General features: G+C 71.7%; 27 protein-coding genes. 15 read left to right on the forward strand and 12 right to left on the reverse strand.

From position 1 onward, the window contains the following. The 8 genes from CCN33_RS04620 to CCN33_RS04655 all read left to right on the forward strand — a co-directional run. A partial coding sequence (locus CCN33_RS04620; RefSeq protein ID WP_107483896.1) for a M20/M25/M40 family metallo-hydrolase occupies positions 1 to 949 on the forward strand: 949 nt, incomplete at its 5' end. Between the two features lie 151 nt (positions 950 to 1,100). Beyond that, complete coding sequence (locus tag CCN33_RS04625) at positions 1,101 to 2,426, forward strand: cyanophycinase (RefSeq protein WP_086691380.1); 1,326 nt, start codon at positions 1,101 to 1,103, stop codon at positions 2,424 to 2,426. A gap of 59 nt (positions 2,427 to 2,485) precedes the next feature. Continuing rightward, complete coding sequence (locus CCN33_RS04630) at positions 2,486 to 3,355, forward strand: MurR/RpiR family transcriptional regulator (protein WP_086691382.1); 870 nt, start codon at positions 2,486 to 2,488, stop codon at positions 3,353 to 3,355. A gap of 190 nt (positions 3,356 to 3,545) precedes the next feature. Beyond that, complete coding sequence (locus CCN33_RS04635; RefSeq protein ID WP_086691384.1) at positions 3,546 to 3,755, forward strand: hypothetical protein; 210 nt, start codon at positions 3,546 to 3,548, stop codon at positions 3,753 to 3,755. Positions 3,756 to 4,036: 281 nt separating this feature from the next. Next, positions 4,037 to 5,413 carry a lectin gene (locus CCN33_RS04640; RefSeq protein ID WP_086691386.1) on the forward strand — a complete coding sequence of 459 codons (1,377 nt, stop codon included), beginning with the start codon at positions 4,037 to 4,039 and terminating at the stop codon, positions 5,411 to 5,413. A 22-nt stretch (positions 5,414 to 5,435) separates the two neighbouring features. After that, a complete protein-coding gene (locus CCN33_RS04645) occupies positions 5,436 to 7,622 on the forward strand; it encodes an RICIN domain-containing protein (RefSeq protein ID WP_401081251.1) in 2,187 nt (728 codons plus the stop codon). 25 nt (positions 7,623 to 7,647) lie between these two features. After that, positions 7,648 to 8,928 carry a ThuA domain-containing protein gene (locus CCN33_RS04650; RefSeq protein WP_086691388.1) on the forward strand — a complete coding sequence of 427 codons (1,281 nt, stop codon included), beginning with the start codon at positions 7,648 to 7,650 and terminating at the stop codon, positions 8,926 to 8,928. A gap of 229 nt (positions 8,929 to 9,157) precedes the next feature. After that, positions 9,158 to 9,766: a hypothetical protein gene (locus CCN33_RS04655; protein ID WP_086691390.1), complete on the forward strand. Its 609-nt coding sequence runs from the start codon at positions 9,158 to 9,160 to the stop codon at positions 9,764 to 9,766. 114 nt (positions 9,767 to 9,880) lie between these two features. Here CCN33_RS04655 and CCN33_RS04660 read toward each other — a convergent pair whose 3' ends face one another. Beyond that, a complete protein-coding gene (locus CCN33_RS04660; RefSeq protein ID WP_086691392.1) occupies positions 9,881 to 10,084 on the reverse strand; it encodes a cold-shock protein in 204 nt (67 codons plus the stop codon). 416 nt (positions 10,085 to 10,500) lie between these two features. Further along, entirely contained in the window at positions 10,501 to 10,716 is a 216-nt protein-coding gene (locus CCN33_RS32790; RefSeq protein ID WP_244173660.1) for a hypothetical protein, read from the reverse strand. A gap of 35 nt (positions 10,717 to 10,751) precedes the next feature. Between CCN33_RS32790 and CCN33_RS32795 the strand changes: the two genes are divergently transcribed. Beyond that, positions 10,752 to 10,997 carry a hypothetical protein gene (locus tag CCN33_RS32795; RefSeq protein ID WP_244173662.1) on the forward strand — a complete coding sequence of 82 codons (246 nt, stop codon included), beginning with the start codon at positions 10,752 to 10,754 and terminating at the stop codon, positions 10,995 to 10,997. A 338-nt stretch (positions 10,998 to 11,335) separates the two neighbouring features. Beyond that, positions 11,336 to 12,112 (forward strand): histidine phosphatase family protein, encoded by a 777-nt coding sequence (locus tag CCN33_RS04670; RefSeq protein ID WP_086691394.1) that lies wholly within the window; start codon positions 11,336 to 11,338, stop codon positions 12,110 to 12,112. A gap of 64 nt (positions 12,113 to 12,176) precedes the next feature. On the opposite strand, the gene CCN33_RS04675 is transcribed toward CCN33_RS04670, so the two are convergent. From CCN33_RS04675 to CCN33_RS04695, 5 genes are all read right to left on the reverse strand, one after another. Next, positions 12,177 to 12,962 carry a glycosyltransferase family 2 protein gene (locus tag CCN33_RS04675; protein ID WP_086691396.1) on the reverse strand — a complete coding sequence of 262 codons (786 nt, stop codon included), beginning with the start codon at positions 12,960 to 12,962 and terminating at the stop codon, positions 12,177 to 12,179. Further along, positions 12,959 to 13,585 carry an SAM-dependent methyltransferase gene (locus CCN33_RS04680; RefSeq protein ID WP_086691399.1) on the reverse strand — a complete coding sequence of 209 codons (627 nt, stop codon included), beginning with the start codon at positions 13,583 to 13,585 and terminating at the stop codon, positions 12,959 to 12,961. Before CCN33_RS04680 ends, CCN33_RS04675 begins: the two co-directional genes overlap by 4 nt. Then, on the reverse strand, positions 13,582 to 14,343 hold the full coding sequence (locus CCN33_RS04685) for a PIG-L deacetylase family protein (RefSeq protein WP_086691401.1): 762 nt from the start codon (positions 14,341 to 14,343) through the stop codon (positions 13,582 to 13,584). Before CCN33_RS04685 ends, CCN33_RS04680 begins: the two co-directional genes overlap by 4 nt. After that, a complete protein-coding gene (locus CCN33_RS04690; RefSeq protein ID WP_086691403.1) occupies positions 14,340 to 15,347 on the reverse strand; it encodes an acyl-CoA dehydrogenase family protein in 1,008 nt (335 codons plus the stop codon). The genes CCN33_RS04685 and CCN33_RS04690 overlap by 4 nt, the downstream gene beginning before the upstream one ends. A gap of 159 nt (positions 15,348 to 15,506) precedes the next feature. After that, positions 15,507 to 15,959: an SRPBCC family protein gene (locus CCN33_RS04695; protein WP_086691405.1), complete on the reverse strand. Its 453-nt coding sequence runs from the start codon at positions 15,957 to 15,959 to the stop codon at positions 15,507 to 15,509. 183 nt (positions 15,960 to 16,142) lie between these two features. Here CCN33_RS04695 and CCN33_RS04700 point away from each other — a divergent pair, with 183 nt between their 5' ends. Next, positions 16,143 to 16,622: a DUF4396 domain-containing protein gene (locus CCN33_RS04700; RefSeq protein WP_086691407.1), complete on the forward strand. Its 480-nt coding sequence runs from the start codon at positions 16,143 to 16,145 to the stop codon at positions 16,620 to 16,622. Positions 16,623 to 16,709: 87 nt separating this feature from the next. Beyond that, positions 16,710 to 17,405 (forward strand): class I SAM-dependent methyltransferase, encoded by a 696-nt coding sequence (locus CCN33_RS04705; RefSeq protein WP_086691409.1) that lies wholly within the window; start codon positions 16,710 to 16,712, stop codon positions 17,403 to 17,405. A gap of 112 nt (positions 17,406 to 17,517) precedes the next feature. Here the strand turns inward: CCN33_RS04705 and CCN33_RS04710 are convergent, their stop codons facing one another. Then, complete coding sequence (locus CCN33_RS04710) at positions 17,518 to 17,862, reverse strand: DUF3140 domain-containing protein (RefSeq protein WP_086691411.1); 345 nt, start codon at positions 17,860 to 17,862, stop codon at positions 17,518 to 17,520. Between the two features lie 169 nt (positions 17,863 to 18,031). Beyond that, the gene (locus CCN33_RS04715; protein WP_086691413.1) at positions 18,032 to 18,688 is read right to left on the reverse strand and encodes a class I SAM-dependent methyltransferase; all 657 of its coding nucleotides are present in this window, start codon (positions 18,686 to 18,688) and stop codon (positions 18,032 to 18,034) included. Between the two features lie 210 nt (positions 18,689 to 18,898). Between CCN33_RS04715 and CCN33_RS04720 the strand changes: the two genes are divergently transcribed. Beyond that, positions 18,899 to 19,588 carry an HAD family hydrolase gene (locus CCN33_RS04720; protein ID WP_086691415.1) on the forward strand — a complete coding sequence of 230 codons (690 nt, stop codon included), beginning with the start codon at positions 18,899 to 18,901 and terminating at the stop codon, positions 19,586 to 19,588. A gap of 6 nt (positions 19,589 to 19,594) precedes the next feature. Here the strand turns inward: CCN33_RS04720 and CCN33_RS04725 are convergent, their stop codons facing one another. Further along, on the reverse strand, positions 19,595 to 19,978 hold the full coding sequence (locus tag CCN33_RS04725) for a hypothetical protein (protein WP_086691417.1): 384 nt from the start codon (positions 19,976 to 19,978) through the stop codon (positions 19,595 to 19,597). 192 nt (positions 19,979 to 20,170) lie between these two features. Between CCN33_RS04725 and CCN33_RS04730 the strand changes: the two genes are divergently transcribed. Beyond that, the gene (locus CCN33_RS04730) at positions 20,171 to 21,253 is read left to right on the forward strand and encodes an FUSC family protein (protein WP_244173664.1); all 1,083 of its coding nucleotides are present in this window, start codon (positions 20,171 to 20,173) and stop codon (positions 21,251 to 21,253) included. Between the two features lie 3 nt (positions 21,254 to 21,256). Here CCN33_RS04730 and CCN33_RS04735 read toward each other — a convergent pair whose 3' ends face one another. Beyond that, positions 21,257 to 21,643, reverse strand: a complete 387-nt coding sequence (locus CCN33_RS04735; protein WP_086691421.1) for an ArsR/SmtB family transcription factor — start codon at positions 21,641 to 21,643, stop codon at positions 21,257 to 21,259. A 92-nt stretch (positions 21,644 to 21,735) separates the two neighbouring features. Here CCN33_RS04735 and CCN33_RS04740 point away from each other — a divergent pair, with 92 nt between their 5' ends. Then, entirely contained in the window at positions 21,736 to 23,685 is a 1,950-nt protein-coding gene (locus tag CCN33_RS04740) for a heavy metal translocating P-type ATPase (RefSeq protein ID WP_086691429.1), read from the forward strand. A 6-nt stretch (positions 23,686 to 23,691) separates the two neighbouring features. On the opposite strand, the gene CCN33_RS04745 is transcribed toward CCN33_RS04740, so the two are convergent. Then, positions 23,692 to 25,189 (reverse strand): serine/threonine-protein kinase (locus tag CCN33_RS04745; RefSeq protein WP_244173666.1); only part of this gene is annotated, 1,498 nt, incomplete at its 5' end.

The following is a 25,189-nucleotide window of genomic DNA, read 5'->3' on the forward strand; positions in this document are numbered from 1 at the left end:
CGGCGCGCGCCGCATTCTCCTGGCCGGCCACATGGACACCGTCTTCGACGACGGAACCGCGGCGGCGCGTCCCTTCTCCATGGGGGGCGATCACGCGCACGGACCCGGCGTCAGCGACGACAAGGGCGGCCTGCTCGCCGGGATCCATGCCATCGAGGCGCTCGACGCGCTCGGCTGGGACCAGTACGCCGAACTCGTCCTGCTGGCGACGCCCGACGAGGAGATCGGGTCACCGGTGAGCCGCCCGGTGACCGAGGCCGCCGCGGCCGAGGCCGACTGCGCGCTCGCGCTGGAGTGCGCGCGGGAGAACGGTGACCTGGTCATCGCACGCAAGGGCGTGGCCGATCTCCGCGTCACGGTCACCGGCCGCGCCGCGCACGCCGGGATCGAACCGGAGCGGGGCGCCCACGCCGCCCTGGCGGCGGCCCACCTTGTGGTCGCTCTCCAGGCCCTGAACGGCCGGTTCCCGGACGTGAGTGTCAACGTCGGTGTGCTGCGGTCCGGTTCACGGCCCAACATCGTGCCCGCCGACGCGGAGCTGCACGTCGAGATCCGGTCCTCCAGCGCACACGGCCTCGACGAGTGCCGCAGGGCGGTCGAGGACCTGGCCCGTACACCGTCGGTTCCCGGCACCCGCACGGTGGTGGAGGTCACGGACGTGTGCCCGCCGATGGAGGACACGGCACCGGGCCGCCGCCTCGCCGAGACGGCCCTCCGGGTCGGAGCGGCGCTCGGGCTGCGGGTCGGTGCGGCCGCGACCGGCGGCGTCGGGGACGCGAACATCATCGCCGGGACCGGTACCCCGGTCCTGGACGGTCTCGGCCCCGTGGGCGGCGGGGACCACGGCCCCGACGAGTGGTTGGACGTGTCGTCGGTCCCCGGGCGCGTCGCTCTCCTGGCCGCCCTGATCACCGAGGTCGGCGACCCCCACGGCGGCCCGCGCCTGTGACCTGCCGGAGCACCGGCCGGAGTACGCGACCCTCCCGCGTCCCGGCCGACGCGCGGCTGCCCGTGGCAGCACCGCCCCCCGCACCATCGCCCCTGTGCAGCCCGCATGCACGACGCGCGCAGCCCACCCCTCTCTCAAGGAGCACACCGCGATGAGCACATCTTTGAAGCACCGTCCGCCCCGTGGCGTCCGCCGCACCCTCGGCGCGGCCGGTATCGCCGTCTGCCTCGGCGTGATCGGCGCGAGCCCGGCCCCCGCCGCCCCGTCCGGTACGGCGCCCTCGCACCACGGTGCCGGCTCGCTCGTCCTGGTCGGCGGGGGCCTCAAGGACGACAACGCGCAGGTGTACGGGGAGATCGTCCGCCGCGCGGGCGGCCCCGGACGAGCCCGCATCGGCATTCTGACCGCGGCGTCCGTGCCCGCCAGCCAGGACCCGGACGCGGGCGATCCCGAGAAGTGCAGCAACTCCGAGTGCAACGGCGCCTACTACGCCGATCTCTTCCGGCGCCACGGAGCCGGGGACGCCCAGTGGATCCCCGTGGACCTGGACCACGTCGCCAACGCCGATTCCGACGCGGTGGTCAGGCAGATCAACTCGATGACCGGGTTCTTCTTCGGCGGCGGCGACCAGTACCGGTACGTCACCACTCTGCTGCACGGCGCACGGCACACCGATTCCAAGGTGCTCGCCGCGATCCGCGCCAAGCTGACCGACGGCGCCGTGGTCTCCGGCTCCAGCGCCGGCGCCCAGATCGCGTCCGGCCCCGACATGGTCACCGGAGGCGATTCCTATCCGGCGCTGCGGGACGGCAGCAGACCCGGGTACTTCGACGACCCGACCGTCCTCGGCTATCTGCCCCACGGTGGTTTCGGCTTCCTGCGCTCGGGGCTGCTCGACACCCACACCGGGACCACGGGACGCGAGGGACGTGCGCTGCGCCTGGCCGCCGACACCGGCCACGACATCGTCTACGCCCTCGACGAGGACACGGCTCTCGTCGTGGACCGGCCGGGCAGCGGACACGAGCGGGTGGGTGTCATCGGCCGCCAGGGCGTCAGCGTCCTGAACCTGTCCGCCGCCCGCGCGGGAGAAGGGCCCGCCGGCTGGCACCTGCACAACGCCCGCTACAGCTATCTGACATCGGGCGACAGCTACGACCCCCGTACGGGAACCGTGGCCAGTCCCGGCAAGGACCGGCTCGCCCCGACCTCGTCCGGAGTGGTGCCACCCAACACGGACGTCTTCTACTCCCCCGACAACGCCGCGGGCACGCCGTACAGCCTGCGCACCACGGCCCGCGCACTGGCTGCTTCCACGCGTCGCACCGCCACCGCGACCACCTACGAGAGCGGCCCCCGGTTCACCGTCACGCTGACCGAACCCCGTGGCTTCCGACCTCTCAGCGCGGACGGCACCACGCCCCAGACGCTGCTGGACCTGCGCCTGGACATCGACCCCGACGCCGGCACCGACTGACCCGGCGACGCCCGCGACGCTAGTCTCGACGCACCGCTCACCCCGCAAAGGAACGTTCCATGGCCAAGGGCACCCTCGCCGACCAGATCCGCCAGCAGCTGGGGGAACTCAGCCCCGCGGAGCGCCGGGTCGGCAGGGTGCTCCTCGCCGACTATCCCGCCGCCGGTTTCGAGACGGTGGCCGTCGTGGCCGAACGGGCCCGCGTCAGTGCCCCGACGGTGCTGCGGTTCGTGGGCCGTTTCGGATTCCGGGGCTTTCCCGACTTCCAGTCCGGCCTGCGCGCGGAGCTCGAGGAGCGCAGCGCCTCTCCGCTGTCCCTGTACGAGTCGTCGGGCCGGGGCGCGAACGAGCAGGAAGGCGACGAGGGCCTGCTGAACCAGGGCCGTCGCGTCTTCACGGCGGCGCTCGCGCAGACCTACGACGAACTGCCGCCGCACGACCTGGAGCGCGCCGTCGAGCTGCTCAGCGACCCCAAGCGGCGGATCACGCTCACCGGCGGCCGCTTCACCGCCCACCTGGCCCAGTATCTGGCGCTTCATCTCATGCAGTTGCGCGATGGTGTCTCGGTGCTGTCCGAGCGCACCGTCGAGCGGACCGCGGCCATGACGAGCTGGGGACGCCGCGACGTCCTGGTCGTCTTCGACTACCGGCGCTACGAGCCGGACAAGGCGGCGCTCGTCGAGCTGCTCCACGAGCGGGGCGGCCGGGTCGTCCTCTTCACCGACCCCTGGCTGTCGCCCGCCGCCGCCCACTCCGAGGTGGTGCTGGCCGCCCAGGTGTCCACCCCGTCCCCGTACGACAGCCTGGTGCCGACCATGGCGGTGATCGAGACGGTCGTGGCCGGCCTGGTGCACGCCCTCGGCGAGGAGGCCCACGCCCGGCTCAAGGAAGGCGAACGGCTGGCGCGGGCCACGGGTCTGCTCTCCTAGAGCGAGGGGGTCGCCGACAGTTCGAGTTCGGCAGGCTCGAACGGACACCGGTGCGGGCGCGGGCGTACGCCGAACTCCTCGGCCGGTCGTGACCGCCACCCGGTTCACCCGGATGGCAGTGCGTACATGCAGAGGCGGAGGGGCTGCACCCTTCCGCAACGGAGACGGGACCAGTGGCACGGACCTTTACGTGCAGACCGACAAGCTCCGCCAGGTCTTCGCCCAGGACCTGCCCGTCGCGCAGACGGATCTGCTGGGCGCCACCCAGCGGCCGATCGCGCTCTCCGCCTTCGCGCACCCGGGCGTGATCCCCGTGACGAGCCCGGAGAGTCGCCCGAAGCAGTCGCGCGTTCCGGGCCGCCCTCACAGATCGGCGGCCCGGAACACCTTGTCCGGCTGACAGGACTCGCATTGACGGTGTTGAGCACCCGTCGACGGTCGCTCCCCCATCAACCGGGTCAGCCCTTGGACATCAGGACGGTGTACGGAGCTTCGGTGTGTTCAACACCTCGCCCCAGCGGATTCGTTGCGGCCCTTTTCGGGGTCAACTCTTGACGGCCCAGGTCTGGACCTTTAGGTTCCCGTTCGCCACCGCTTCATGAATGCACATGCAGTTCAGGTACTTGAACAGCGCTACCCCCACCCCCACCGACGGCCTCCCCTGAAAGGCTGTGAACCCCCATGTCCCCCACGCCCGGATCCACCCTGCGCGGTGTGCTCGCCGCCGCACTGCTCACCGCGTCGGCAGGCGCGCTCACCGTGACTCCGGCCGCCGCGGCCACCGGCACCATCACCGGGCTCGGCGGCAAGTGCCTCGACGTGGCGGGAGCCAACTCCGCCAACGGCACCGCCGTCCAGCTCTACGACTGCAACGGCACCGCCGCGCAGCAGTGGACCGTCGGGACCGACGGCACGGTCCGCGCGCTCGGCAAGTGCCTTGATGTGACCGGTAGTTCGACCGCCAACGGCGCCAGGCTCCAGCTGTGGGACTGCACCGGCGCCGCCAACCAGAAGTGGACCGTCTCCGCCGCCCGCGACCTGGTCGGCCAGCAGTCCGGCAAGTGCGCCGACGTCACCGGCAACACCTCGGCGAACGGCACGCCCGTCCAGATCTGGAGCTGCACCGGCGCCGCCAACCAGAAGTGGACCGCGCCCAGCGGCGGGGGCACGCCTCCCGCCGCGGCTCCGATGGCCGTCGCCCCGTACCTCTACAACGGCTGGGGCAGCCCGCCGAACCCGACCACCGTCATGAACGCCACCGGCGTCAAGTGGTTCACCCTCGCCTTCGTCCTCAGCAACGGCACCTGCAACCCGCAGTGGGACGGCGGCCGTCCGCTGACCGGTGGCGTCGACCAGCAGACGATCAACACCGTGCGGGGCGCGGGCGGCGACGTCATCCCCTCGTTCGGCGGTTACAGCGGCAACAAGCTGGAGAGCTCCTGCACCAGCGCCTCGGCACTGGCCGGCGCGTACCAGAAGGTCATCGACGCCTACGGGCTCAAGGCCATCGACATCGACATCGAGGCCGACGCGTACAGCAACGGCACCGTGCAGCAGCGCACCGTGGACGCGCTCAAGACGGTCAAGGCCAACAACCCGGGCATCAAGGTGTACGTCACCATCGGCACGGGGCAGTCCGGGCCCGACACCAGCCTGATCAACCGAGCCGCCAACTCCGGGCTCCAGGTCGACAGCTGGACCATCATGCCGTTCGACTTCGGCGGCGCGGGACAGAACATGGGGACGCTGACCACCAGGGCGGCCGAGGGGCTGAAGAACGCCCTCAAGAACGCCTACGGCTACACCGACGACCAGGCCTACCGGGGCATGGGCATCTCGTCCATGAACGGGATCACCGACGACAACGAGACCGTCACCCCAGCCGACTTCCAGACCATCCTCGGCTACGCGCAGCAGCACCACCTCGCGCGCCTCACCTTCTGGTCGGCCAACCGCGACCGGCCCTGCTCCGGCGGTTACCCGAACGACGACACGTGCTCGGGCGTGGCCCAGAGCGCCTGGCAGTTCACCGGCATCTTCGCCAAGTACACCGGCTGACGACCCGCCCCAGGAGACTTCCGTGTTGAGAGCTCTCACTGTGGCCGTACTCGTGGCCACGACCGCTGCCGGACTCCAGTCCGCCGCGCCGACACCGGCGAGCGCGCGGACCGCGGCGGCCGCGGCGATCCCTACCGGTCCCACCACCGTGATCAACAAGGGCAGCGGCAAGTGTGTCGACGCCCGTGCGGCCGGGAGCGGCGACGGCACCGCCGTCCAGCAGTACGCCTGCAACGCCAGCGCCGCCCAGACCTGGCAGCTGGTCCCCACCAGCGGCGGTTACTACCGCGTCGACAGCGGCCTGGACGCAACCAAGGCCTGGGACGTCACCGATGTGTCCACCGCCGACTCGGCCGCGGTCCAGCTGTGGACGTACTCCGGCGGCGCCAACCAGCAGTGGCAGCCCGTGGCCGAGTCCGACGGCTCATACCACTTCGTCAACCGCAACAGCGGCAAGTGCCTGGACGTGCCGGCCGCCTCCACCGCGGACAGCGTGCAGCTCGCCCAGTACACCTGCAACGGCACCGCCGCGCAGTCCTTCACACTCGGCGGTGGCACGACGAACCCGCCCGGCACCCCGGACTTCGGCCCGAACGTGACGGTGTTCGACCCGTCGATGCCGGCCGCCACCATCCAGGCGAAGCTGAACTCGGTCTTCGCCCAGCAGCAGACCAACCAGTTCGGCTCGGCGCGCCAGGCCCTGCTGTTCAAGCCGGGCACCTACAGCGCCGATGCCAACGTGGGCTTCTATACCCAGGTCGCCGGCCTCGGTCTCTCCCCGGACGACGTCACCATCAACGGCGCCGTGCACGCGGAGGCCGACTGGTTCCAGGGCAACGCCACGCAGAACTTCTGGCGCTCCGCCGAGAACCTGTCGGTCAACCCGACCGGCGGCACAGACCGTTGGGCCGTCTCGCAGGCCGCCCCGTACCGGCGTATGCACGTACGCGGCAACCTCGCGCTCGACGACGGCGGCTGGTCCAGCGGCGGCTTCATCTCCGACACCAAGGTCGACGGACAGATCCGTTCCGGCTCCCAGCAACAGTTCCTCACCCGCAACTCCCAGATGGGCAGTTGGTCGGGGTCCAACTGGAACATGGTCTTCGTCGGCGACCAGGGCGCGCCCGCCCAGTCCTTCCCGACGTACACGAATGTCGCGAGCAGCCCGACGATCCGCGAGAAGCCCTTCCTGTACGTGGACGCGGCCGGCGCCTACAAGGTGTTCGTGCCCGCCCTGCGCGCGAACGCGGTCGGCACGACCTGGAGCGGCCGGACGCCCTCGGGTACGTCGCTGCCGCTCGACCAGTTCTTCATCGTCAAGCCCGGCGCCACCGCGGCCGACCTGAACGCGGCCCTGGCGGCCGGCAAGAACCTGCTGGTCACCCCCGGCGTCTACCATCTCGACCAGACGCTGAACATCACGCGTCCCGACACGGTCGTCCTCGGCATGGGCCTGGCCACCTTCGTCCCGGACGGCGGGATCACCGCGATCAGCACCGCCGACGTGGACGGCATCCAGCTCGCCGGTCTGCTGATCGACGCGGGCACCACCACCTCCCGGACGCTGGTGCGGATCGGCCCGGACGGCGCGGCCGCCGGTCACGCCGCAGACCCCGTCCAGCTGTCCGACTTCTTCGTCCGCATCGGCGGTGCCACCAACGGGAAGGCGACCGACTCCCTCGTGGTCAACAGCGCGAACACGATCATCGACCACACCTGGATCTGGCGTGCCGACCACGGCAACAGCGGCACGGTCGGCTGGACCACCAACACCGCCGACACCGGGCTCGTCGTCAACGGCGCCGACGTCACCGCGTACGGCCTGTTCGTCGAGCACTTCCAGAAGACCCAGGTCCTCTGGAACGGCAACGGCGGGCGAACGTACTTCTTCCAGAACGAGATGCCCTACGACCCGCCGAACCAGGCCGCCTGGATGAACGGCGGAGGCAAGGGCTACCCCGCCTACAAGGTCGCCGGCTCCGTCACCCGTCATGAGGCGTGGGGGCTGGGCAGTTACTGCTACTTCAGCACCAACCCCGGCGTCGTCGCGGACCGGGCCTTCGAGGTGCCGAACACCTCCGGGGTCAGGTTCCACGACATGGTGACCGTCTCGCTGGGCGGCACCGGGACCATCAGCCACGTCATCAACGACACCGGAGGGCCGTCCAACTCGGCAAACAACGTTGCCTACTTGACCACCTACCCGTAGACCGTACGGAAGGATTGATCAGCAGATGGACACGCGATCCGGCCGCACCGGCCTGCGGCTTCTCCTCCTGCTCGCGGCCCTGCTCGGGCTCGCCGTGCCACCCGCCGCGCAAGCGCACACCGCGGCGGCACCCTTCAAGGTGCTCGGCCTCTACAGCGGCACCTGGGACGCGGCGCACATCGACTTCGAGAAGGAGGCGAACGACTGGCTGCCCAAGCAGGCGGCCGCGAACGGCTTCACCTACACCGCCAGCAACGACTGGAATCTCCTCGCCAACGGTGGAGTCAACGCCTATCAGGTCGTCCTCTTCCTCGACGACCTGCCGCAGACCCCCGCCCAGCGCACCGGGTTCGAGCAGTACATGCGCGACGGCGGGGCCTGGATGGGCTTCCACGTCTCCGCCTTCACCACGAACGCGGCCGGCTGGTCCTGGTACCACAACACCTTCCTGGGCAGCGGTGACTTCAAGTCCAACACCTGGGGTCCGACCTCCGCCGTCCTCAAGGTCGAAGACCGCACGCACCCCTCCACGGTGAACCTGCCCGCCACCTTCACCTCGTCGGTGAGCGAGTGGTACAGCTGGTCCAACGATCTGCGGCAGAACCCGGACATCAAGGTCCTCGCCTCGGTCGACCCCAGCAGCTTCCCCCTGGGCACCGACCCCGACCAGTCCTGGTACAGCGGCTATTACCCGATCCTGTGGACCAACACGAAGTACCGGATGCTCTACGCGAACTTCGGCCACAACGCGATGAACTACGACACGAACACCCGGCTGTCGTCGACGTTCGCCAGCGCGACGCAGAACCGGTTCCTGCTGGACGGGCTGAAATGGCTCGGCGGCGCGGGCGGTACCACCCCGCCGGACGACAGTCTCTCCGAGACATCGTGGTACTCGCTGCGCAACGTCGGCAACGGCACCTGCGTCGACGCCCGCGCGGCCGCCACGGCCAACGGGACCGCGATCCAGCAGTACGCCTGCAACGGCACCCAGGCGCAGCAGTTCCGGCTCGCCGGGACCGGCGGCGGATACCGGCGCATCGGGGTGCGCCCCGCTCCGGACCAGGTCATCGACGTGACCGACGTCTCCAGCGCCGACAACGCACCGCTCCAGCTGTGGGCGTACGGCGGCGGGCTGAACCAGCAGTGGCTCCCGGTGCGGGAGGCCACCGGGCGGTACCATTTCACCGCCCGGCACAGCGGCAAGTGCCTCACAGCGGCGTCCGCCGCCACCAACAGCGCGCAGCTCACCCAGCGCGCCTGCGACGGCTCCCCGGCCCAGAGCTTCGCGGCAACCGCCGGGTGAGGCCGAAGCCTTGGCCCAAGAGGGCGCGGCAGTAGACGACTTCCGGTTCCCGCTTCATCCCGATGTTGCCATCTGGTCCATTTGCACCGCTCTCTTCGAGATGCACCCGACGCACCGGAATGCAACCGCTCACCGAGAGCCATGTACCCAACGTTTACTGGGCAGTTGACCTCGGCGTTTCATGGTAGCGTCCCTGTTCTGAGGGACAGAGCTACCTGAAAGGGAAATCGTGAACACGGAGAAGATCGCCGTTCGCCGCCTCTCATTGGAAGAGGTGACGAAGCTTGGTATGAAGGACAGGCTCTTCGTTTCCGCCGACACGGCAGAACTCAAGCTTCCCGGTTGCTACGTCCCTGCTTTTCTGACCAAGTCCGGTGAGGATTTCGAGGGCGGTTCGATAACGGCGAGAACCGTATTCCAGGAAGAGGTTTCCTGCCTTCCGGACGACGAGAACGAAGCCGGAATCTACGTGGCCGACGAGAACGGCTCGGACACCATCGAGGTCCTCCAGTCCGCCGGCGTCGTCCTGGACCTGGCGCTCTTCGTCCCCAGCGGGGACAAGGGGGCTCTCTCGGCCCTTTACGCCGCTGCCCGGCAGGCGTTCGGTGCCGACGTCGTGCAGATCTGGCGCCAGGGCCTGAAGGAGGTTCCCGACGTCAAGGTCGACATCTTCGAGGAGCAGGTCCCGCGCGGGCGCAAGGGGGGCGACAGCCCCAAGCGTGACCGTCGCGCGATCGACACCTACCCCACCCGCGCGGACTTCATCGAGTTCACCCCGGGGTGGAAGCCGGTCGTCGAGATTCACAAGCCGGTTGTGGACGACACCCCGACCATCTGAGGCGGCGTCACCAGGCCTTCCGGCCTGAGAGAACGCCGACAACGCGTGCGGCGAGATCTCTCAGGGGCGGGGCGGGCCCCGGAGCGTTTTCCGGGGCCCGCGAGCCGCACGCGGTCAGACGACGGTGATGTTCTCCGCCTGGGGGCCCTTCTGGCCCTGGGTGACCTCGAACGTCACCTGCTGGCCCTCGAGGAGCTCGCGGAAGCCGGAAGAGTTGATGTTGGAGTAGTGCGCGAAGACGTCCGGGCCGCCGCCGTCCTGCGAGATGAAGCCGAAGCCCTTTTCGGCGTTGAACCACTTCACGGTACCGCTGGTCATGCTGAACCTTCCGGTCGAGACCGGGCCCGCACCGCGCGGACCCGAAGGTGATGCCCTGTTCCCGCGGCGCACAGCACAACGCCCACGCCGGGGCGTGGGCGGGACACGGCATCTGTCTGCGACGCTACACGGAGGAACGGGCTCTCACCACTGGGCAACGGCTTACGCTCACCCGTCCGTCGGACCGTCACCGGTGGCCGCGTGGATCTTCCTCGAGGACCCGGCCCTCGCCGCCGACCGCTGGGGACGAGATCTTCCCTGTATCCGGACGACCGCTGGAGCGCGGGGATTCAGGCTGGGCCCGCAGCATGACCCGTTGCGGGACGGGCTCGGAAGCGAACTGGATTCGTTGCGTTCGACGGGCTGACGGCGGGGGCAAGCAGCGCCGGCCGAGGGTCCGGGACGGCGGAGGCAGCTCAGGCCACGCCGGCAGACGGCTTTGACCGCGCTTCGTCATGGCGCGCCTGTATGCGCGCGACGACACGCTCCTGCCCCAGCTTCTTGGCCCGGCGGAGCTTGGCTTCGGCGGCGAGCACGGGGATCCAGAACAACCAGCCCCACAGGCTGAAGTCCAGCACTCCGCTCCACACCAGTGCCATGTTCAGGCCGAGCGACGCGACGAACGTCAGCACATAGGCTGCGACCCGGTGCGCGTGGATCAGCCGGAGTGGGCGTTCCGGGCCCCTTGCAGCAGCTCGACGGCCGCCGCAAGTTCAGCGGCCTGGAGGTCTTCCCCTGTGTCCTCGCCGACCTCACCACGAGCGGCTCGCCGCAGCGCGTCGGTGACCAGCACGCTTCGCTCAGCTGTGGCTGCCTGCTGCGCCTGCCCTTGAGCGACGGTTACGTTCAGGTCGTCCCAGTAACCTCGTCCTGCCCAGCCCCTCGCGTCATCGACTCGCCGGCGTTCGGCTGACCCGGGCGGGGCCAGCTCTTCGATTCTCTCCCGCAGAACCACCGCGCGGCGCGCCCGCCCCGGGTGTTCGAAGGAGTCCGTGCCGGTGTCAATCGCAGTTGGATCACGAAAACCGTCGCTCACCTGCGCGATCGGCCCATGTCTGCCCGGTGGGCGGCGCGGCGGCAGACGCGTTCGTGGACGCGGGGCCGGCGGCAAGGCCGGACCGCCTCGTCCATGTGACTGTGGGGAGGGGGAGACGCAGTGGGTCAGGGGTAGACATCAGGCACGCCCTCGGGGTGGGCAGGCAGACCGTCCGACGACCTCTCACCCGCCGCGTAGCGAGAAGGAGCGTCTCGATGACGGTGGAACCGCGAGCAAGGCCCCAAGGAGGGTCCGCATCGGCTGATGCGGACCCGGCACTGGCACCGCCATGCGGTCTGGGCGCGTTGTGGGCGGTCCGGCACGGTGAGTCCACGGCCAACCTCGCCTTCGCCGCCGCGGCCGCCTCGCGTTCGACCGAGCCGGTGGCCGGGCGTGACCGGGACGTCTCTCTCTCGCCGTTGGGCGTGCGCCAGGCCGGGGCCCTGGGTGGGTGGCTCGCGGACCAAGACCGCGAGAGCGGCCCCGACCTGGTCGTGTGCTCGCCCTACCTGCGGGCCCGCCAGACCTGGCACGCGATGCGGGAGTCCGCCGCCGTGCAGGGTGTTCCCACCGTGGAGACAGTCGTCGACGAACGGCTACGAGACCGGGAGACGGGCATCTTCGAGCTGTACCCGCCCACCGCCGTGCAGGCGCGGAGCCCGGAGGAGGCCTGTCGTCGGCGCCTGCTCGGGGAATGGCACTACCGGCCTCCGGGCGGCGAGGCCCTCACCGATGTCACCCTGCGCGTACGGCAGTTCATCGCCGACCTCTCCCAGGCCGCCGCAGGCCGCCGGGTCCTGCTCGTCACGCACGACGGCGTCCTGCTCGCCCTCCGACACGCCCTGGCCGGGATCGGCGCGGCCGCACCCGGCCACCTCCCGCCCGTACCCAATGCCTCCCTGTCCCACTGGACCACGGACGGCCGCACGCTACGACTGCACACGTGGGGCGACACCGCCCACCTGGCCGGGCTCAGCCCGACTCCGTCGTAGCCGACCAGGAACCCCGCTCCGAGGGGTGGGCCGTGGGGGTGGAACGGCTGCGTGGCCGGGCAGGCTACGCGCCGACGTCGTCCGCACCGGTGCTCGCCCCGAGGTCGTACATGTCGCCGCCCGGCACCGGCGAAGGGCCGTGAGGCTGATCCGAAGCGCGGGCCATCGCCGACAGGTAGTGGCCGAAGCCGCCGTGGGCACGGGGGCGCAGGCGTGGGGAGGTCTGGACCGGGCAGGCGGCGGTGCGCAGGACGCGGTGGCCGCGACGTTCCAGCGCGTGCACCAGGGCCCTGTCCTCTCCGGTGGTGAGCGGCGGGAAACCGCCGGCGTCCAGGTAGGCGTCGGCGGCGAAGCCCAGGTTGGCGCCGTGCACATGGGGGTGGAGCCAGGGGGTGCCCTTCGGCGGCCGCGTCTTCTCGTACAGCGCGAGATGCGGCGCGGCCAGTGGCGAGGAGAGGGGGAGGGTCACGGTGCCCACGACGGCCTGCCAGCCTTCCCGCGCGCGGGCGAGCTGGTGGGCGAGCCAGCCGGACGGGACGACGCTGTCGGCGTCGGTCGTGGCGATCCACAGGGCGGAAGGTCCCGCGAAGCACCGCTCGAGCGCGTGCCGGACCCCGGCCGCGCGGGCCCGGCCGGGGTTGCGGCAGTCGGTGCGGACGACCAGGGCCCCGGCGTCCCGGGCCACCGCCTCCGTGCGGTCGCGGCAGGCGTCGGCCACCACCACCGTCAGCACCCTGCCGGCGGCGACGTCGGGGTGGCGGGCGGCGCGGGCGAGCGCCGCGAGGGCGGCCGGGAGCAGTCGCTCCTCGTCATGGGCGGGAATGACGACGGCGACGGTGGCCGCGCTCATGCGAGCCCTTCGCGAGCGGCGACCCCGGGGGGCGTACGGCCGTCCGGTCCGGTGCGCTGGTGGACCTGGAGAACGAAGTCCTCCTCGCGGTGGTCGGCGAGCAGAGCGAGACCCGGCTGCGCGTCGAGGCGGCGCGCGACGCCGGTGCCGGTTCTCAGGTGCTCCGCCACCGGATGGTTCCAGTGGACGGTGACCAGCGTGCCGGCCGGGTCCAGCGACTCGACCGCACGTTCCAGCAGCTGGTCCAGGGCGCTGTCGTCCAGGTAGTAGAGAAGTTCGGACAGCACGACGAGGTCGAACGAGCCGTCCGGCCACTCCTCGGGCACGAGCATCCGGCGCACCGAGACGTGGGGCAGGCCGGCGGTGCGCCCGCGGGCGGTCTCGACCGCCGACTCGACCCGGTCGCAGGCGAGTACGGCGTCGCAGCGGTCCGCCAGGCGGACGGTCAGTTCACCGACCGAGCAGCCCGGCTCGAACGCACGCCGGTAGCGGGCCATCGGCAGGACGGCCACGGTGAGGTCGTACTTGCGCCGTTCGTACCACCGCTCGGCCAGCCGCCACGGGTCGCGGGCGGCGCGGTACATGCCGTCGAAGTACGCGTCGGGGGTACGGGGCCGGGTCATCCGAACACCACCTCCCAGCCGCGCAAGTGGTGGGCCACCTCGTCCGGAGGCAGCACCGCGGCGTCCTGGGGCGCGTCACCGAGCGGCCGGATCTGGGTGACGAAGCGGTCGACCGCGGCACGCTTGCGGGTCTGCGCCTCGGGCGACAGGACGATCCGGGCGGCCCGCCGCCAGGGCACCCGGGCGTCTCCCGGGCGGGCCCAGTGCCACAGCCACACCGGGTACAGCCGGCACGGCACCGACGCCGCGCGGGAGGCGGCCAGCGCGGCGCGCCCCGCCGCCTCGTGATCGCCGTGCACGTCCTGCGTCCACGGCGCGAGGCAGAGCGCGGCCCCCGGCAGCAGGGCGGCCAGTTCGCCCGCCAGGCGGTCCTCGTGCCGGGCCACCCCGGTGTCGGGCAGCCGCAGCCGCACGACCTCCGCCTCCTGTGCCCCCAACTCCCGCAAAGCGTCGCGCAGTTCACCGGCGCGCAGCTCGGCGAGCCGGCCGGGGGTCACACGGGTGGAGCCGGGGTGCGATCCCTCGCCGTCGGTGACGGACACCACGGTCAGCGCGATCCCGGCCGCCGCCAGCCGGGCGAGGGTTCCGCCCACGCCCAGCACCTCGTCGTCCGGGTGAGCCGCCACCACGACGACCCGCCCCTGCGTCGGCAGCGGACATTCCGGCATCCGGTCCCAGCCGTCCCACGCGCGCCACTCCCGCTCGTCGGTGCCGGGAGCCTGGATCGGGTCGGCGTAGTCCTCGGTCGCGGCGCTCATCGGCCGGCTCCGTCACCGCGGCACACCAGGGCGCCCAGAGCGGCCAGATCCCGTTCGGCGTGGTGCTGGCGTACGTAGACGGCCAGGTCGGCCGCGGCCCGCGCGTGCCGCTCGTCGTGGCACAGCGGCCCCGCGCCGGTCGCCCGGCCCACCCGGTCCAGCACCTCGGCGCACACCTCCGCCAGGAGTGCCCGTACCCGCAGGGCGCGCAGCCCGGCCGTTCCGCCCTTGTCCTGTGGGTCGGCGTCGATTTCCTCGGCGGCCCGCGCCAGCGCCGCCCCGGCCGTGTGCAGCCACAGGTCGACCGCGCCGGCGTGCGCGTCGGTGAACGGGTCGGCGCGCCGCCCGGCCCGCTCGAACAGACCGCGGGCCACGGCCTGGGCCCCGCCGTACCAGCAGGCCGCCACGCCCACACCGCCGTGGTGGAAGCCGGGCCGGCGCAGGTACGCCTCCACTCCGCCCACCGGGACGGCGGGCACCGCGGTGAAGCGCACATCCGGGCTGTCGCTGCCGGCCATGCCGACCGCCTGCCACGTCCCGGGTACCGGCCGGCAACCGGGACCGTCAGCGGGCGCGGGCCGCGCGTCACCGGGGATGCCGGTGCGCACCGCGAAGAGCCGGCGCCCGTCGTCGGCGAGCGCGGTGACCAGGGCATGCGTGCAGGTGTGCGCCCCGGAGCAGTACTGCTTGACCCCGTCGAGCACCCAGCCTTCCGCCGTACGGGTGGCGGTCAGTCCGGAACCGGGCGGTTCGGCCGCCCACACACCCCAGTACTCGCCGGGGCGCACCGGCTCCCCCTCCAGCTCGGCGAGGATCGCCACCGCGTCCAGATGCCCCTCCGCCAGCCGGGCCGTGCACAGGTCCTCACGCGCGAGCCCTGCCAGCGTGTCGAACCGGGCCGCGGTACCGCCGCTACCGGGCAGGGGGCAGTCGGCCTTCCCGGCCGCCAGCGCGTCGGCGTACCGGACGAACGCCTCGGCGGGCGGGGGAAGCACATCGTGCATCAGGGGCACTCCTTGCTCGTTCGTCCTGCGCCGGAACCGGTCCGGGGACGACGACTTGATACTGCGTGGCGGCCGGTGAGGTCGCCAGTCGCGTCGCGGCGGGGCGAGGGCGGGCCCGGCTGCCGCGCGGACCCGCCCCTCGTCGCCGTCGATGCGGGCTCAGACCTGGCCGCGCCACTGGCCGGTCGCGGCGCCGCCCCGCTTCTCGATGAACTCCTTGAAGCGCTTCAGGTCACCGGTGGCCTGGCGCTTGACGAAGCCCAGCTTGTCCCCGACCTTCTCGGTCAGGCTTTCCGGGGCGTAGTCGAGCTGGAGCATGACCTTGGTGGTGCCGTCGTCGATGCGGTGGAACGTGACGACTCCGGCCTGCCGGGCTTCCCCGCCGACCGTGGTCCACGCGACCCGCTCGTCGGGGATCTGCTCGGTGATCTCCGCGTCGAACTCCCGCTCCACTCCGTCGATGCGCGTCTTCCAGTGGGTGAGGGTTTCGGTGCGCTGCTCGATGCGCTCGACACCGTCCATGAACTGGGGAAAGTCCTCGAACTGGGTCCACTGGTTGTAGGCGTCCGTCACGGGGACGCGGACCTCGATGGACTCTTCCACCTTCGACATGCGCTCCTCCTTGGCGTGAGCCGGCCCCGGGGGCCGGTCGGGCTGACGTTGATCTCTTTCCTCTTGCCCGGATCGCGGCATGTAGTACTCGTGGGTCGGTCCCGCCTCACAACGGTCGACCGGAATACCCCTAGGGGGTATGTTGTTCGGGTCGGTGACCCGACACGACGAGAGGAGCCGGCGATGGACCACACCGCACACCGGCATCAGCACGCGCACCCTGACTCGGGTGCCTCCTGGCGCACTGCCGCCCGAGCGACCCTGCACTGTCTGACGGGCTGCGCCATCGGCGAGGTCCTGGGCATGGTGATCGGCACCGCCGCCGGTCTGCACAACGCCGCCACGGTCGTCCTCTCCATCGCGCTGGCCTTCGTCTTCGGCTACGTGCTGACCATGCGGGGGGTACTGCGCGCCGGCCTTCCGCTCCCCCAGGCCCTCAAGGTCGCCCTGGCCGCGGACACGGTGTCCATCGCGGTGATGGAACTCGTCGACAACACCGTCATGGTGGGCGTCCCGGGGGCCATGGACGCAGGACTGACACAGGCTCTGTTCTGGATCTCGCTGACGGCCTCACTGGCCGTCGCCTTCGTACTGACCACTCCCGTCAACCGGTGGATGATCACCCGCGGCAAAGGCCACGCCGTCGTACACCATCACCACTGACGCACAGCCCTTGAGCCGGGCCACAGAACATGCTCCGGCAGCGCCGACTCGTTCGCGCCGGTGAGGTGGCGGGCTAGGGTCGGCCGCGTGGCTGAGCCCTCCTATCTGACCGCTGTCCGCGAGTCGTACGACACGGTCGCCGTCGACTACGTCGAGCGCGTCCCGCCGCCCGCCGCGATGGACCCGCTGTCCCGCGCGATGCTGTCAGGGTTCGCCGAACTCGTGCGGGCGGCCGGTCCGGGGCCGGTCGCGGACCTGGGGTGCGGCCCCGGCCGGGTGACGGCGTACCTGGCCGGGCTGGGCGTGTCCGCCTTCGGCGTCGATCTGTCGCCGAGAATGGTCGAGCTGGCCCGGCACGCCTATCCGGACCTGCGGTTCAGCGAGGGCTCGATGACCGCGCTGGACACGGGGGACGACGAGTTGGGCGGCATCCTGGCCTGGTACTCCACCCACCACACGCCTCCGCGGTGGCTGCCTGCGGTGTTCGCCGAGTTCCACCGCACGCTCGCGCCCGGCGGGTACCTGCTCTGGGGTGACTATGTCGGCGATGAGCGGCTGGAGCCGACGCGGGGGTACGGCCGTCCGGTGTCCTACGCGTCGTACCTCCTGCCCCTGGGCCGCGTGGCCGGCCTGTTGGAGCAGGCCGGACTCGTCGTCACCGCGAGGCTGGAGCAGGAGCCCGGCGGACGAGTGAACCGACCGCACGCCTGCCTGCTGGCCCGCAAGCCACCGAGGGCAGCCGCCGCCTCGGCCGCACGCCGTCGGGGAACCGGGGCGCGCTGACGCCGACGGGGAGCCATCGATGGGCTGACGGCCCGTAACCGTCCCCGCTGCCGGCTACGGCCGAGTTCTCGGTCGCCGCGCCGCCCAGGACACGTCGTCCTCATCCGTTGCGTCACTTGAGCGGGTCGTGTCCCCAGTTCATCAACGAATAGCGCCACTTGGTGTCGGAGACATCCCCACTGGGACGCTGCTTGACGTGCCGGTGCACATAGCCGACAACCTTGCGCATGTGGGCCAGGTCGTCGTCAGAGAGGTCGCTCTTCCTGGTGCGCAGCAGATCGACGATGCGACGACCGGAGGCGTGCCCCACGCTCTCCCCGTCCTCGCCGCTGTGCTGCCCGGCCCCGTTCGACTCGTCGGTCCCCAGCCACTTCTCCAACTCGGCCGGCGTCATGTTCACCGCCTCGTTGAACTCGGCGACGGTGCTCTTCCTGTCGTCCTGCTCCTGAGCGGCCATGCCAGCATCCTTGCGCGCGCCGAAAGGGGACGCACGGCGGTGACGCCGTACGTGCGACGCCACAAGCGGACCTCTGCGCGAACCGTGCGATCCGAACGACGCCCTGCGGACAACCCGGCGTTCCACGGCTCGGACCCGTGTCCGGCCGGTGCTCCCGGGGCAGGGCCGCTCAAGGCTGATTCCAGACGAGCGTGTAGCGCCAGAACAACCGCCGCCGCAGCCGTGCGCCCGGCAGGACATCCCCGGCTTCCCGGACGATTTCGCCGAAGGTCATCTCCGCCGAGCGAGTGGGGGCCGTCATGGAGACGGGCCTCTCCGAGAAGCGTCCCCTGTTCTTCAGCCACCCCACGGCGATGTTGGCCGGAATGGCGACCCCACCGAGCAGGTGGTCCACAGGGGTCCGGGCGCGGAAGAGGCCGACGATCACCAGGGTCCCGCCCGGCGCCAGATGACGCCGGAACCGGGTGAGCGCCTGGCTGAAGGGCAGGTGGTGGACCGTTGCGACACACGTGATGACGTCGTAGGGGCCCGCCGGAAGCTCGGCCATCGCATCCGCGACGGTGCAGGTGACGGGTAGCCCGGACGGAGTCAGCTTCCGGGCCTGGCCGGTGATCACCGGATCGGAGTCGACGGCCTGCACGGAGGCGGCTCGTCCGGCCAGGAGCCTCGCAAGATCGCCGCTGCCGGAACCGACATCCAGGGCGCGGTCGAAGCGCCTCGGCAGCCGTCGCATGATCCAGCGGTGGTAGTGGGCGTTGTGATCCCAGGGATGATCGGCGTTGAACCGTTCGAGAGCCCGCAGGACACGGGGCGACAGGATCTTCACCGCTCCAGTCCATCAAGTCGCTGCGGTGCGCGGGCCGTGTTCCGCGGCAAAGGTCACCGCGGCGATTCCGGCCGGGGTGATCTTTCCCGGCACCACGCGGTCACCCGGTGGAAATCGGGTACCCGGTGTGGATGCCGGGCCGGTGGCCGCCGCGAGTGGGTGCGGGCCGGGCGAAGCGGACAGCAGGTGTGACGAGAGGATGTGCGTTCCATGCCCCCCACCGACGCCCAAGACACGGCCCGTGCCGCCGTGTTCGACGTGGACGGCACCCTCGTGGACACCAACTACCTCCATGTGGCGGCGTGGTGGGAGGCGTTGCGGCAGGCGGGGCATGATGTGCCGTCGCAGGCGATTCACCGGGCCATCGGTCTCGGTTCGAGTGATCTCGTGGCTCACCTGCTGGGCGCGGACCGGGCGCGTGAGGAGGCGGAGGCGCTCAGTGCGGCACACAAGACGCTGTACGGGCAGTACTTCGGGCGGCTGACGGCGCTGCCGGAGGCCGGGCAGCTGCTGCGGCGGCTGGCGGACGACGGGTGGAAGGTCGTCCTGGCCACCTCGGCGGGGGGTCAGGAGCTGTCCGCGCTGCGGACCGCGCTCGACGCCGACGAGGCGATCAGCGGCATGGCGAGTGCCGACGACGTCTCCGAGGGCAAGCCCGCCCCCGAGCCGGTCCAGCGGGCACTGAAGCTGGCCGGGGCGACACCGGAGCGATCGGTGTTCGTAGGGGACACCGTGTGGGACATGCAGGCGGGCAGCCGGGCCGGGGTCACCTGTGTGGGGCTGCTGTGCGGCGGGATTCCCCGCGAGGATCTGGAGAAGGCCGGCGCGGACGTGCTGTACGACGGCCCGGACGCGCTGCTCGCCTCCCTCGCCCAGAGCCCGCTGGGGCGCCGCCCCTGAAGCGCGTCACTCGTCGGCCGCGCCCTCCGTACGTGCCACGGCCTGACGGGCGGCGAGGTGGCCCGCGATCTTGAACGCCCGTTCGTGCGAGCCGAAGGTATCGGCGCGGGCGCGGCGCAGAATGACCCGAGCGGCGACCACCACTCCGTGCCCGGTCAGGCGCAACCGCTCCTCGATTCCCAGGGCGGCAGCCGCGAAGAAGCGGGGCAGGGCGTCGGCGGGCTCGTAGTCCACCGTGAGATCCCGGGCCACCTCGAAGACGAAACCCTCCTCCGCGGGTTCGAAGTCCACCTCGATCTCCGCGAACTGCGGCGCGCAGTTCTGCTTCCTGTGCAGCACCCGTACGCCACGGATCGGATACGGCGGGAAGCGGCGCGGTGCTGACGTCATGCCGGAACGCTATCCGCCCCCGGTGTGACGGCCGCCATCCGCATACCCGCCGCGCACGGGGTATTCGCCCCACCTGGACGGATGTAGTGAGCGAGGGCCGAGGCGAAGCGCATGGAGTGGCTGCGGAGCTGTACCGCGTGGGTGAGGCGGGCGTGGAGCACGCCGGGGCACGAGCGCAATACGGCGCTCCTGGTGGGCAAGAGCGCGCTGGCGGCGACGCTGGCGTGGTGGATCGCGCACGACCTGCTGAACGCGGCGTCGCCCGCCTTCGCGCCCTTCTCCGCCGTGCTGATCATGAACGCCACGGTCTACAAGTCCGTCTGGCAGGCGCTTCGCTACACGGCCGCGGTCACCGTCGGCGTGGCCGTCCAGGCGGCCATCGGGTTCCTCGCCGGGCCGGACCTGTTCGCCTTCGTCCTGGTCGCCGTCATCGCCCTGTGCGTCGGACGGTGGCCCGCCCTGGGCGAGCAACGCTCCCAGGTCGCCACGGCGGCCTTCTTCGCCTTCTCCACGTACGCCACCGCGACCACCACCGCCGACAAGGTGAACCAGCTCGGACAGATCATCCTGCTGGTGCTCGTCGGATGCGGGCTGGGCGTGCTCGTGAACCTCTGCATCGCGCCCCCGCTGCGGTACCGCAGCGCGGAGCACGGCCTCCAGGTGCTGGCCGGGCGGCTGGAGACCCTGTTGGACGACATGGCCGACGGCCTGGGCACCGGAGAGGTGGACGCGGACCGGGCCGCCAAGTGGCGCCGGGCCGGCGAGAGGGCGCAGCACGCGGTCGGGCAGGCCCGCGCGGGCCTGGACACGGCGGAGAGCAGCCTCCCCCTCAACCCCCGCCGCTTCCTGCCCGCCCACCGCGGCTACCTGGGTTTCGACCGCTACCGGCAGAGTGTCGACGCGCTGGAACGGGCGGTCTACCAGCTCGGTTCGCTGACGCGGAGCCTCGGCCGCTGGCGCGAGACGGAGGACACGTACACCTACTCCCCCGCTCTCAAGGCGTACGCGGACTTCGCCGCCAGTCTGCGCGACATCGCGCACGTCGTCGCCGAGCTCGACAGCGACACCCTGGCCGAGCAGGCCAAGGAGATGTGCCGGCTCGCGACGATCGCCCAGGAAGCCCTGCGGAAGGTGCTCGGCGCCGCCCGGGACAGCGACCTGCCCCTCTCGGACGCCTCGCGCCCCTACGGCGTCCTCGTCGTGGAGGCCACCCGGCTGATGGAGGAGTTCCAGAACACGTGCGACGCCCTCAAGGACACCGCCGACGAGTCGTAGCTCTCACTCGGCCACGGCAGCCTCTCCGAGCGGGGCGGGGGTGTCGCGCACGCCCAGGCGCAGGTGCTCGACGTGATAGAGGGCCTGGTCGAGGAGTTCGGCCACGTGGCTGTCGTAGAGCGAGTAGACGATGGAGCGGCCCCGGCGCTCGCCGGTGACCAGGCCGAGGTTGCGCAGCAGGCGGAGTTGGTGGGAGCAGGCCGAGGTCTCCAGGCCGACGGCCCTGGCGAGGTCGCCGACCGCGCAGGGGCCCTCCTGGAGCCGGGCCAGGATGTGCAGCCGGGACGGGGTGGCGAGGGCCTGGAGGGTGGCGGCGACGTCGGCGGTGCCTACCGCGTCGAGGCGTTCGCGGGTGCTGGCGCTGCTGCTGGTGACGCGTCCGTGGCCCATGCGCCCATCATAACGACGACACTTGAAGATCTGTTCAATTGTTCCTGTACGGTGGAGGGTAGTCCGCTCCGCCCGTGAAGGGTTGTTCTGTGGTGTCTTCCGTACTGGACCGCGCGTCTTCCGCTCCCGTCGCCCGGGCCGCCGGCCGGCCCCGGCGCCGCACTCGCGTCCTGGCGTTGCCCGAGGCGCGCTGGGCTCTCGCGGCGCTGGTGCTGTTCCTGGTGGCGCTGCCGGTCCACCTGCTGCACGGCCCGGCGTGGCTGTGGGGGACGTTGTTCGCCGCGACCTACGTGACCGGCGGCTGGGAGCCGGGCTGGGCGGGGCTGAAGGCCCTGAAGGACCGGACGCTGGACGTGGACCTGCTGATGGTGGTGGCCGCTCTCGGGGCCGCCGCGATCGGGCAGGTCCTCGACGGTGCGCTGCTGATCGTCATCTTCGCCACCTCCGGAGCCCTGGAGGCGGTCGCCACGGCGCGCACCGCCGACTCGGTGCGTGGACTGCTCGATCTCGCCCCCGCCACCGCCACCCGGCTCCTGCCGGACGGCACGGAGGAGACAGTCGATGCCGGGCACCTGGCGGTCGGGGACACCGTCCTGGTCCGGCCCGGGGAGCGGGTCGGCGCGGACGGCCGGGTGATCGACGGTACGAGCGACGTGGACCAGGCGACCATCACCGGGGAACCGCTGCCGGTGGCGAAGCGGGTCGGGGACGAGGTGTTCGCCGGTACCGTCAACGGCACCGGCTCCCTGCGGGTCCGTGTCGAGCGGGACTCGTCGGACTCGGTGATCGCCCGGATCGTGCGGATGGTCGAGGAGGCGTCCGGGACCAAGGCGCCCACCCAGCTGTTCATCGAGAAGATCGAACAGCGCTACTCGATCGGCATGGTGGCCGCGACCCTCGCCGTCTTCGCCGTGCCCCTCGCCTTCGGCGACACCCTCCAGCCCGCGCTGCTGCGGGCGATGACCTTCATGATCGTCGCCTCCCCGTGTGCGGTGGTGCTCTCCACCATGCCGCCGCTGCTGTCCGCGATCGCCAACGCCGGACGCCACGGCGTGCTGGTCAAGTCGGCCGTGGTGATGGAACGCCTGGGCCAGATCGACGCCGTGGCGCTGGACAAGACCGGCACGCTGACCGAGGGCACCCCGCGCGTCACCGACATCCGCCCCCTGGCCGCCTCGGGGCTGACCGAGGAGGAGCTGCTGCGGCTCGCGGCCGCCGCCGAACACCCCAGCGAGCACCCGCTGGCCCGCGCGATCGTGGACGCCGCACGCGACCGGCGGCTGCCCCTGCCGCCGGTGACGGACTTCGCCTCCTCGCCCGGTACCGGGGTGCGCGCGCAGGTGGAGGGGCCCACGGTTGCGGTGGGCAGCCCGGCCCGCCTCCTCGACCGCACGAGCGCGACCGTGGCCGCACACCTGGAGGAGCAGGGCCGTACGGCCGTACTGGTCACCGTCGACGGCACTCCCGTCGGCGTACTCGGTATCGCGGACCGGCTGCGGGAGGAAGCCGGTGCCGCCGTCCACGCGCTGGCCCGACTGACCGCGTGTGCCCCCGTGCTGCTGACCGGCGACAACGAACCGGCCGCACGGGCCCTGGCCGCCGAGGCCGGCATCCCCGAGGTCCGCGCCGGTCTCCTCCCTCAGGACAAGGCGGGCGCGGTGCGGGAGATGGCGCGGGCCGGCCGCAAGGTGCTGGTGGTCGGCGACGGCGTCAACGACGCCCCCGCGCTCGCCGCCGCCCATGCCGGCGTCGCCATGGGACGCGCCGGGTCCGACCTGGCGCTGGAGACCGCGGACGCCGTCGTGGTCGGCGACGAACTCGCCGCCATCCCCGCCGTCGTACGGCTTTCCCGCGCCGCCCGGCGCCTGGTGATCCAGAACCTGGTCATCGCCGCCGTGTTCATCACCGCCCTGGTGATCTGGGACCTGGCCGGCACCTTCCCGCTCCCGCTCGGCGTGGCCGGCCACGAAGGCTCCACCGTGATCGTCGGCCTCAACGGCCTCCGCCTGCTCCGCGAGAGGGCGTGGCCGGGGCGGTCGTGACCCCCGTCAGGCACCCACATGCTCGGTGAGGCAGGCGTACTGGCGGGGTTGCTGGTCGTCGAGGGTGCTGTAGTCCAGGACGGCCGGGTAGGTGAGGCGGGTGCCGGGGTACAGGGGGGTGCAGTCCCGCTCGGTGTCGTAGAAGACGACTGTGTAGTCCCCCAGCGCACCTCGCGAGCCGGTGGGGCTCACCAAGTCCGCGCCGCACTGGTAGCCGGGGGCGTTCCTCAGCAGTACGGCGTCACGGGAATCCGCGCCGGCGCTGCCGGTCCAGGCCAGGCAGTACAGGGAACCCGGGTCTCCGCCCGTGGAGGGCTGGGAGATGACGTTGACCGTCCGCAGGGCGGGCGGGCCGCCGCACAGGCGGTCGATGTCCTTGACGTGGAAAGGCGAACCGGCGGCGCAGATGGCCTTCTCGGACTCGCAGCCCGCCTGTCCGTCGGGGGTCTTGTAGGTGACCGGCAGGCAGGCGGTCGAGGGAGCCGGGGTTTTCGCCTCGTGTCTCTTCGGAGTGCCTGCCGCCCTGCCCGGGGACGCCGTCGTGTTCCGTTGCCCGTGCCGGTCCTGTTCCGCGATCAGGTACGTGCCGGTGGCGGCCACCATGAACCCGGTGACGGCGGCTGCGGCGACGAGCCAGGTCCGGCGGCGGGTCACCTTGCGCCGGGCCTTGGCCCAGGCCGGGTCGTCCTCGACGGGCGGCAGGCCCTCCCAAGCGGCCGTCATCGCGTCACGCGCCGCGGTCGACGGCTCGGCCCCCAGGACCTGGGTGCTCTGAACGGCGAGAAGCTTCGTGCATCGCGCGGCCAGCGCGGCTGCCGTGGGTCGCTCCTGCGGCGCCTTGGCCAGCGCGGACGTCACCGAAGCCAGGAGGTCGTCGGGGACTCCGGCGAGGTCGGGGGCACCGGACATCACCCGAGCGGCGACCGCGTCCGGGGCACCGGTGCCGAACGGCAGCCGTCCCGTGGCCGCGTAGGCGACCAGTGCTCCCCAGGCGAACACGTCACCGGCCGGGCCCGCTGTGCCGGTGCGGTAGCCCTCCGGGCTGATCCAGCCCGCCGTGCCGGTCATCACGCCGGTCCGGGTGACGGAGGTGCCGTCCAGGGCGTGCGCGATGCCGAAGTCCAGCACTCGGGGTCCGTCCGGCGCCAGGATGACGTTCCCCGGCTTCACATCGCGGTGCACCACCCCGGCCGCGTGGACGGCCGCAAGCGCGGCCGCGGTCCCGGCAGCGAGGCCGTACAGCTGGGCCCCGGACAACGGGCCGTGCGCGGCGACGTACTCGCCGAGGGTGGGACCGGGCACATACACGGTGGCGAGCCAGGGCACGGCCGCGCCTGGGTCCGCCGCGAGCAGCGGCACCAGGCAGGGTCCCGTGACCCGCCGGGACACCTCGACCTCCCGCTTGAACCGCGCGCGGAACTCGTCGTCGTCGGCCTGCGCCGGGTGGACGACCTTGACCGCCACCCGCCGCCCGTCGGAATCCAGGGCGGCGTGGACCGTCCCC

The sequence above is a fragment of the Streptomyces recifensis genome, from assembly GCF_002154615.1.
GTDB classification, from domain to species: domain Bacteria; phylum Actinomycetota; class Actinomycetes; order Streptomycetales; family Streptomycetaceae; genus Streptomyces; species Streptomyces griseoluteus.

Coding starts and splice junctions, on each gene's coding strand:
- CCN33_RS04670 (WP_086691394.1), top strand. CDS start 11,336: ATGACGGTGGAACCGCGAGCAAGGCCCCAAGGAGGGTCCGCATCGGCT.
- CCN33_RS04640 (WP_086691386.1), top strand. CDS start 4,037: ATGTCCCCCACGCCCGGATCCACCCTGCGCGGTGTGCTCGCCGCCGCA.
- CCN33_RS04735 (WP_086691421.1), bottom strand. CDS start 21,643: ATGGGCCACGGACGCGTCACCAGCAGCAGCGCCAGCACCCGCGAACGC.
- CCN33_RS04675 (WP_086691396.1), bottom strand. CDS start 12,962: ATGAGCGCGGCCACCGTCGCCGTCGTCATTCCCGCCCATGACGAGGAG.
- CCN33_RS04630 (WP_086691382.1), top strand. CDS start 2,486: ATGGCCAAGGGCACCCTCGCCGACCAGATCCGCCAGCAGCTGGGGGAA.
- CCN33_RS04650 (WP_086691388.1), top strand. CDS start 7,648: ATGGACACGCGATCCGGCCGCACCGGCCTGCGGCTTCTCCTCCTGCTC.
- CCN33_RS04690 (WP_086691403.1), bottom strand. CDS start 15,347: ATGCACGATGTGCTTCCCCCGCCCGCCGAGGCGTTCGTCCGGTACGCC.
- CCN33_RS04680 (WP_086691399.1), bottom strand. CDS start 13,585: ATGACCCGGCCCCGTACCCCCGACGCGTACTTCGACGGCATGTACCGC.
- CCN33_RS04710 (WP_086691411.1), bottom strand. CDS start 17,862: ATGGCCGCTCAGGAGCAGGACGACAGGAAGAGCACCGTCGCCGAGTTC.
- CCN33_RS04700 (WP_086691407.1), top strand. CDS start 16,143: ATGGACCACACCGCACACCGGCATCAGCACGCGCACCCTGACTCGGGT.
- CCN33_RS04660 (WP_086691392.1), bottom strand. CDS start 10,084: ATGACCAGCGGTACCGTGAAGTGGTTCAACGCCGAAAAGGGCTTCGGC.
- CCN33_RS04720 (WP_086691415.1), top strand. CDS start 18,899: ATGCCCCCCACCGACGCCCAAGACACGGCCCGTGCCGCCGTGTTCGAC.
- CCN33_RS04725 (WP_086691417.1), bottom strand. CDS start 19,978: ATGACGTCAGCACCGCGCCGCTTCCCGCCGTATCCGATCCGTGGCGTA.
- CCN33_RS04685 (WP_086691401.1), bottom strand. CDS start 14,343: ATGAGCGCCGCGACCGAGGACTACGCCGACCCGATCCAGGCTCCCGGC.
- CCN33_RS04695 (WP_086691405.1), bottom strand. CDS start 15,959: ATGTCGAAGGTGGAAGAGTCCATCGAGGTCCGCGTCCCCGTGACGGAC.
- CCN33_RS04625 (WP_086691380.1), top strand. CDS start 1,101: ATGAGCACATCTTTGAAGCACCGTCCGCCCCGTGGCGTCCGCCGCACC.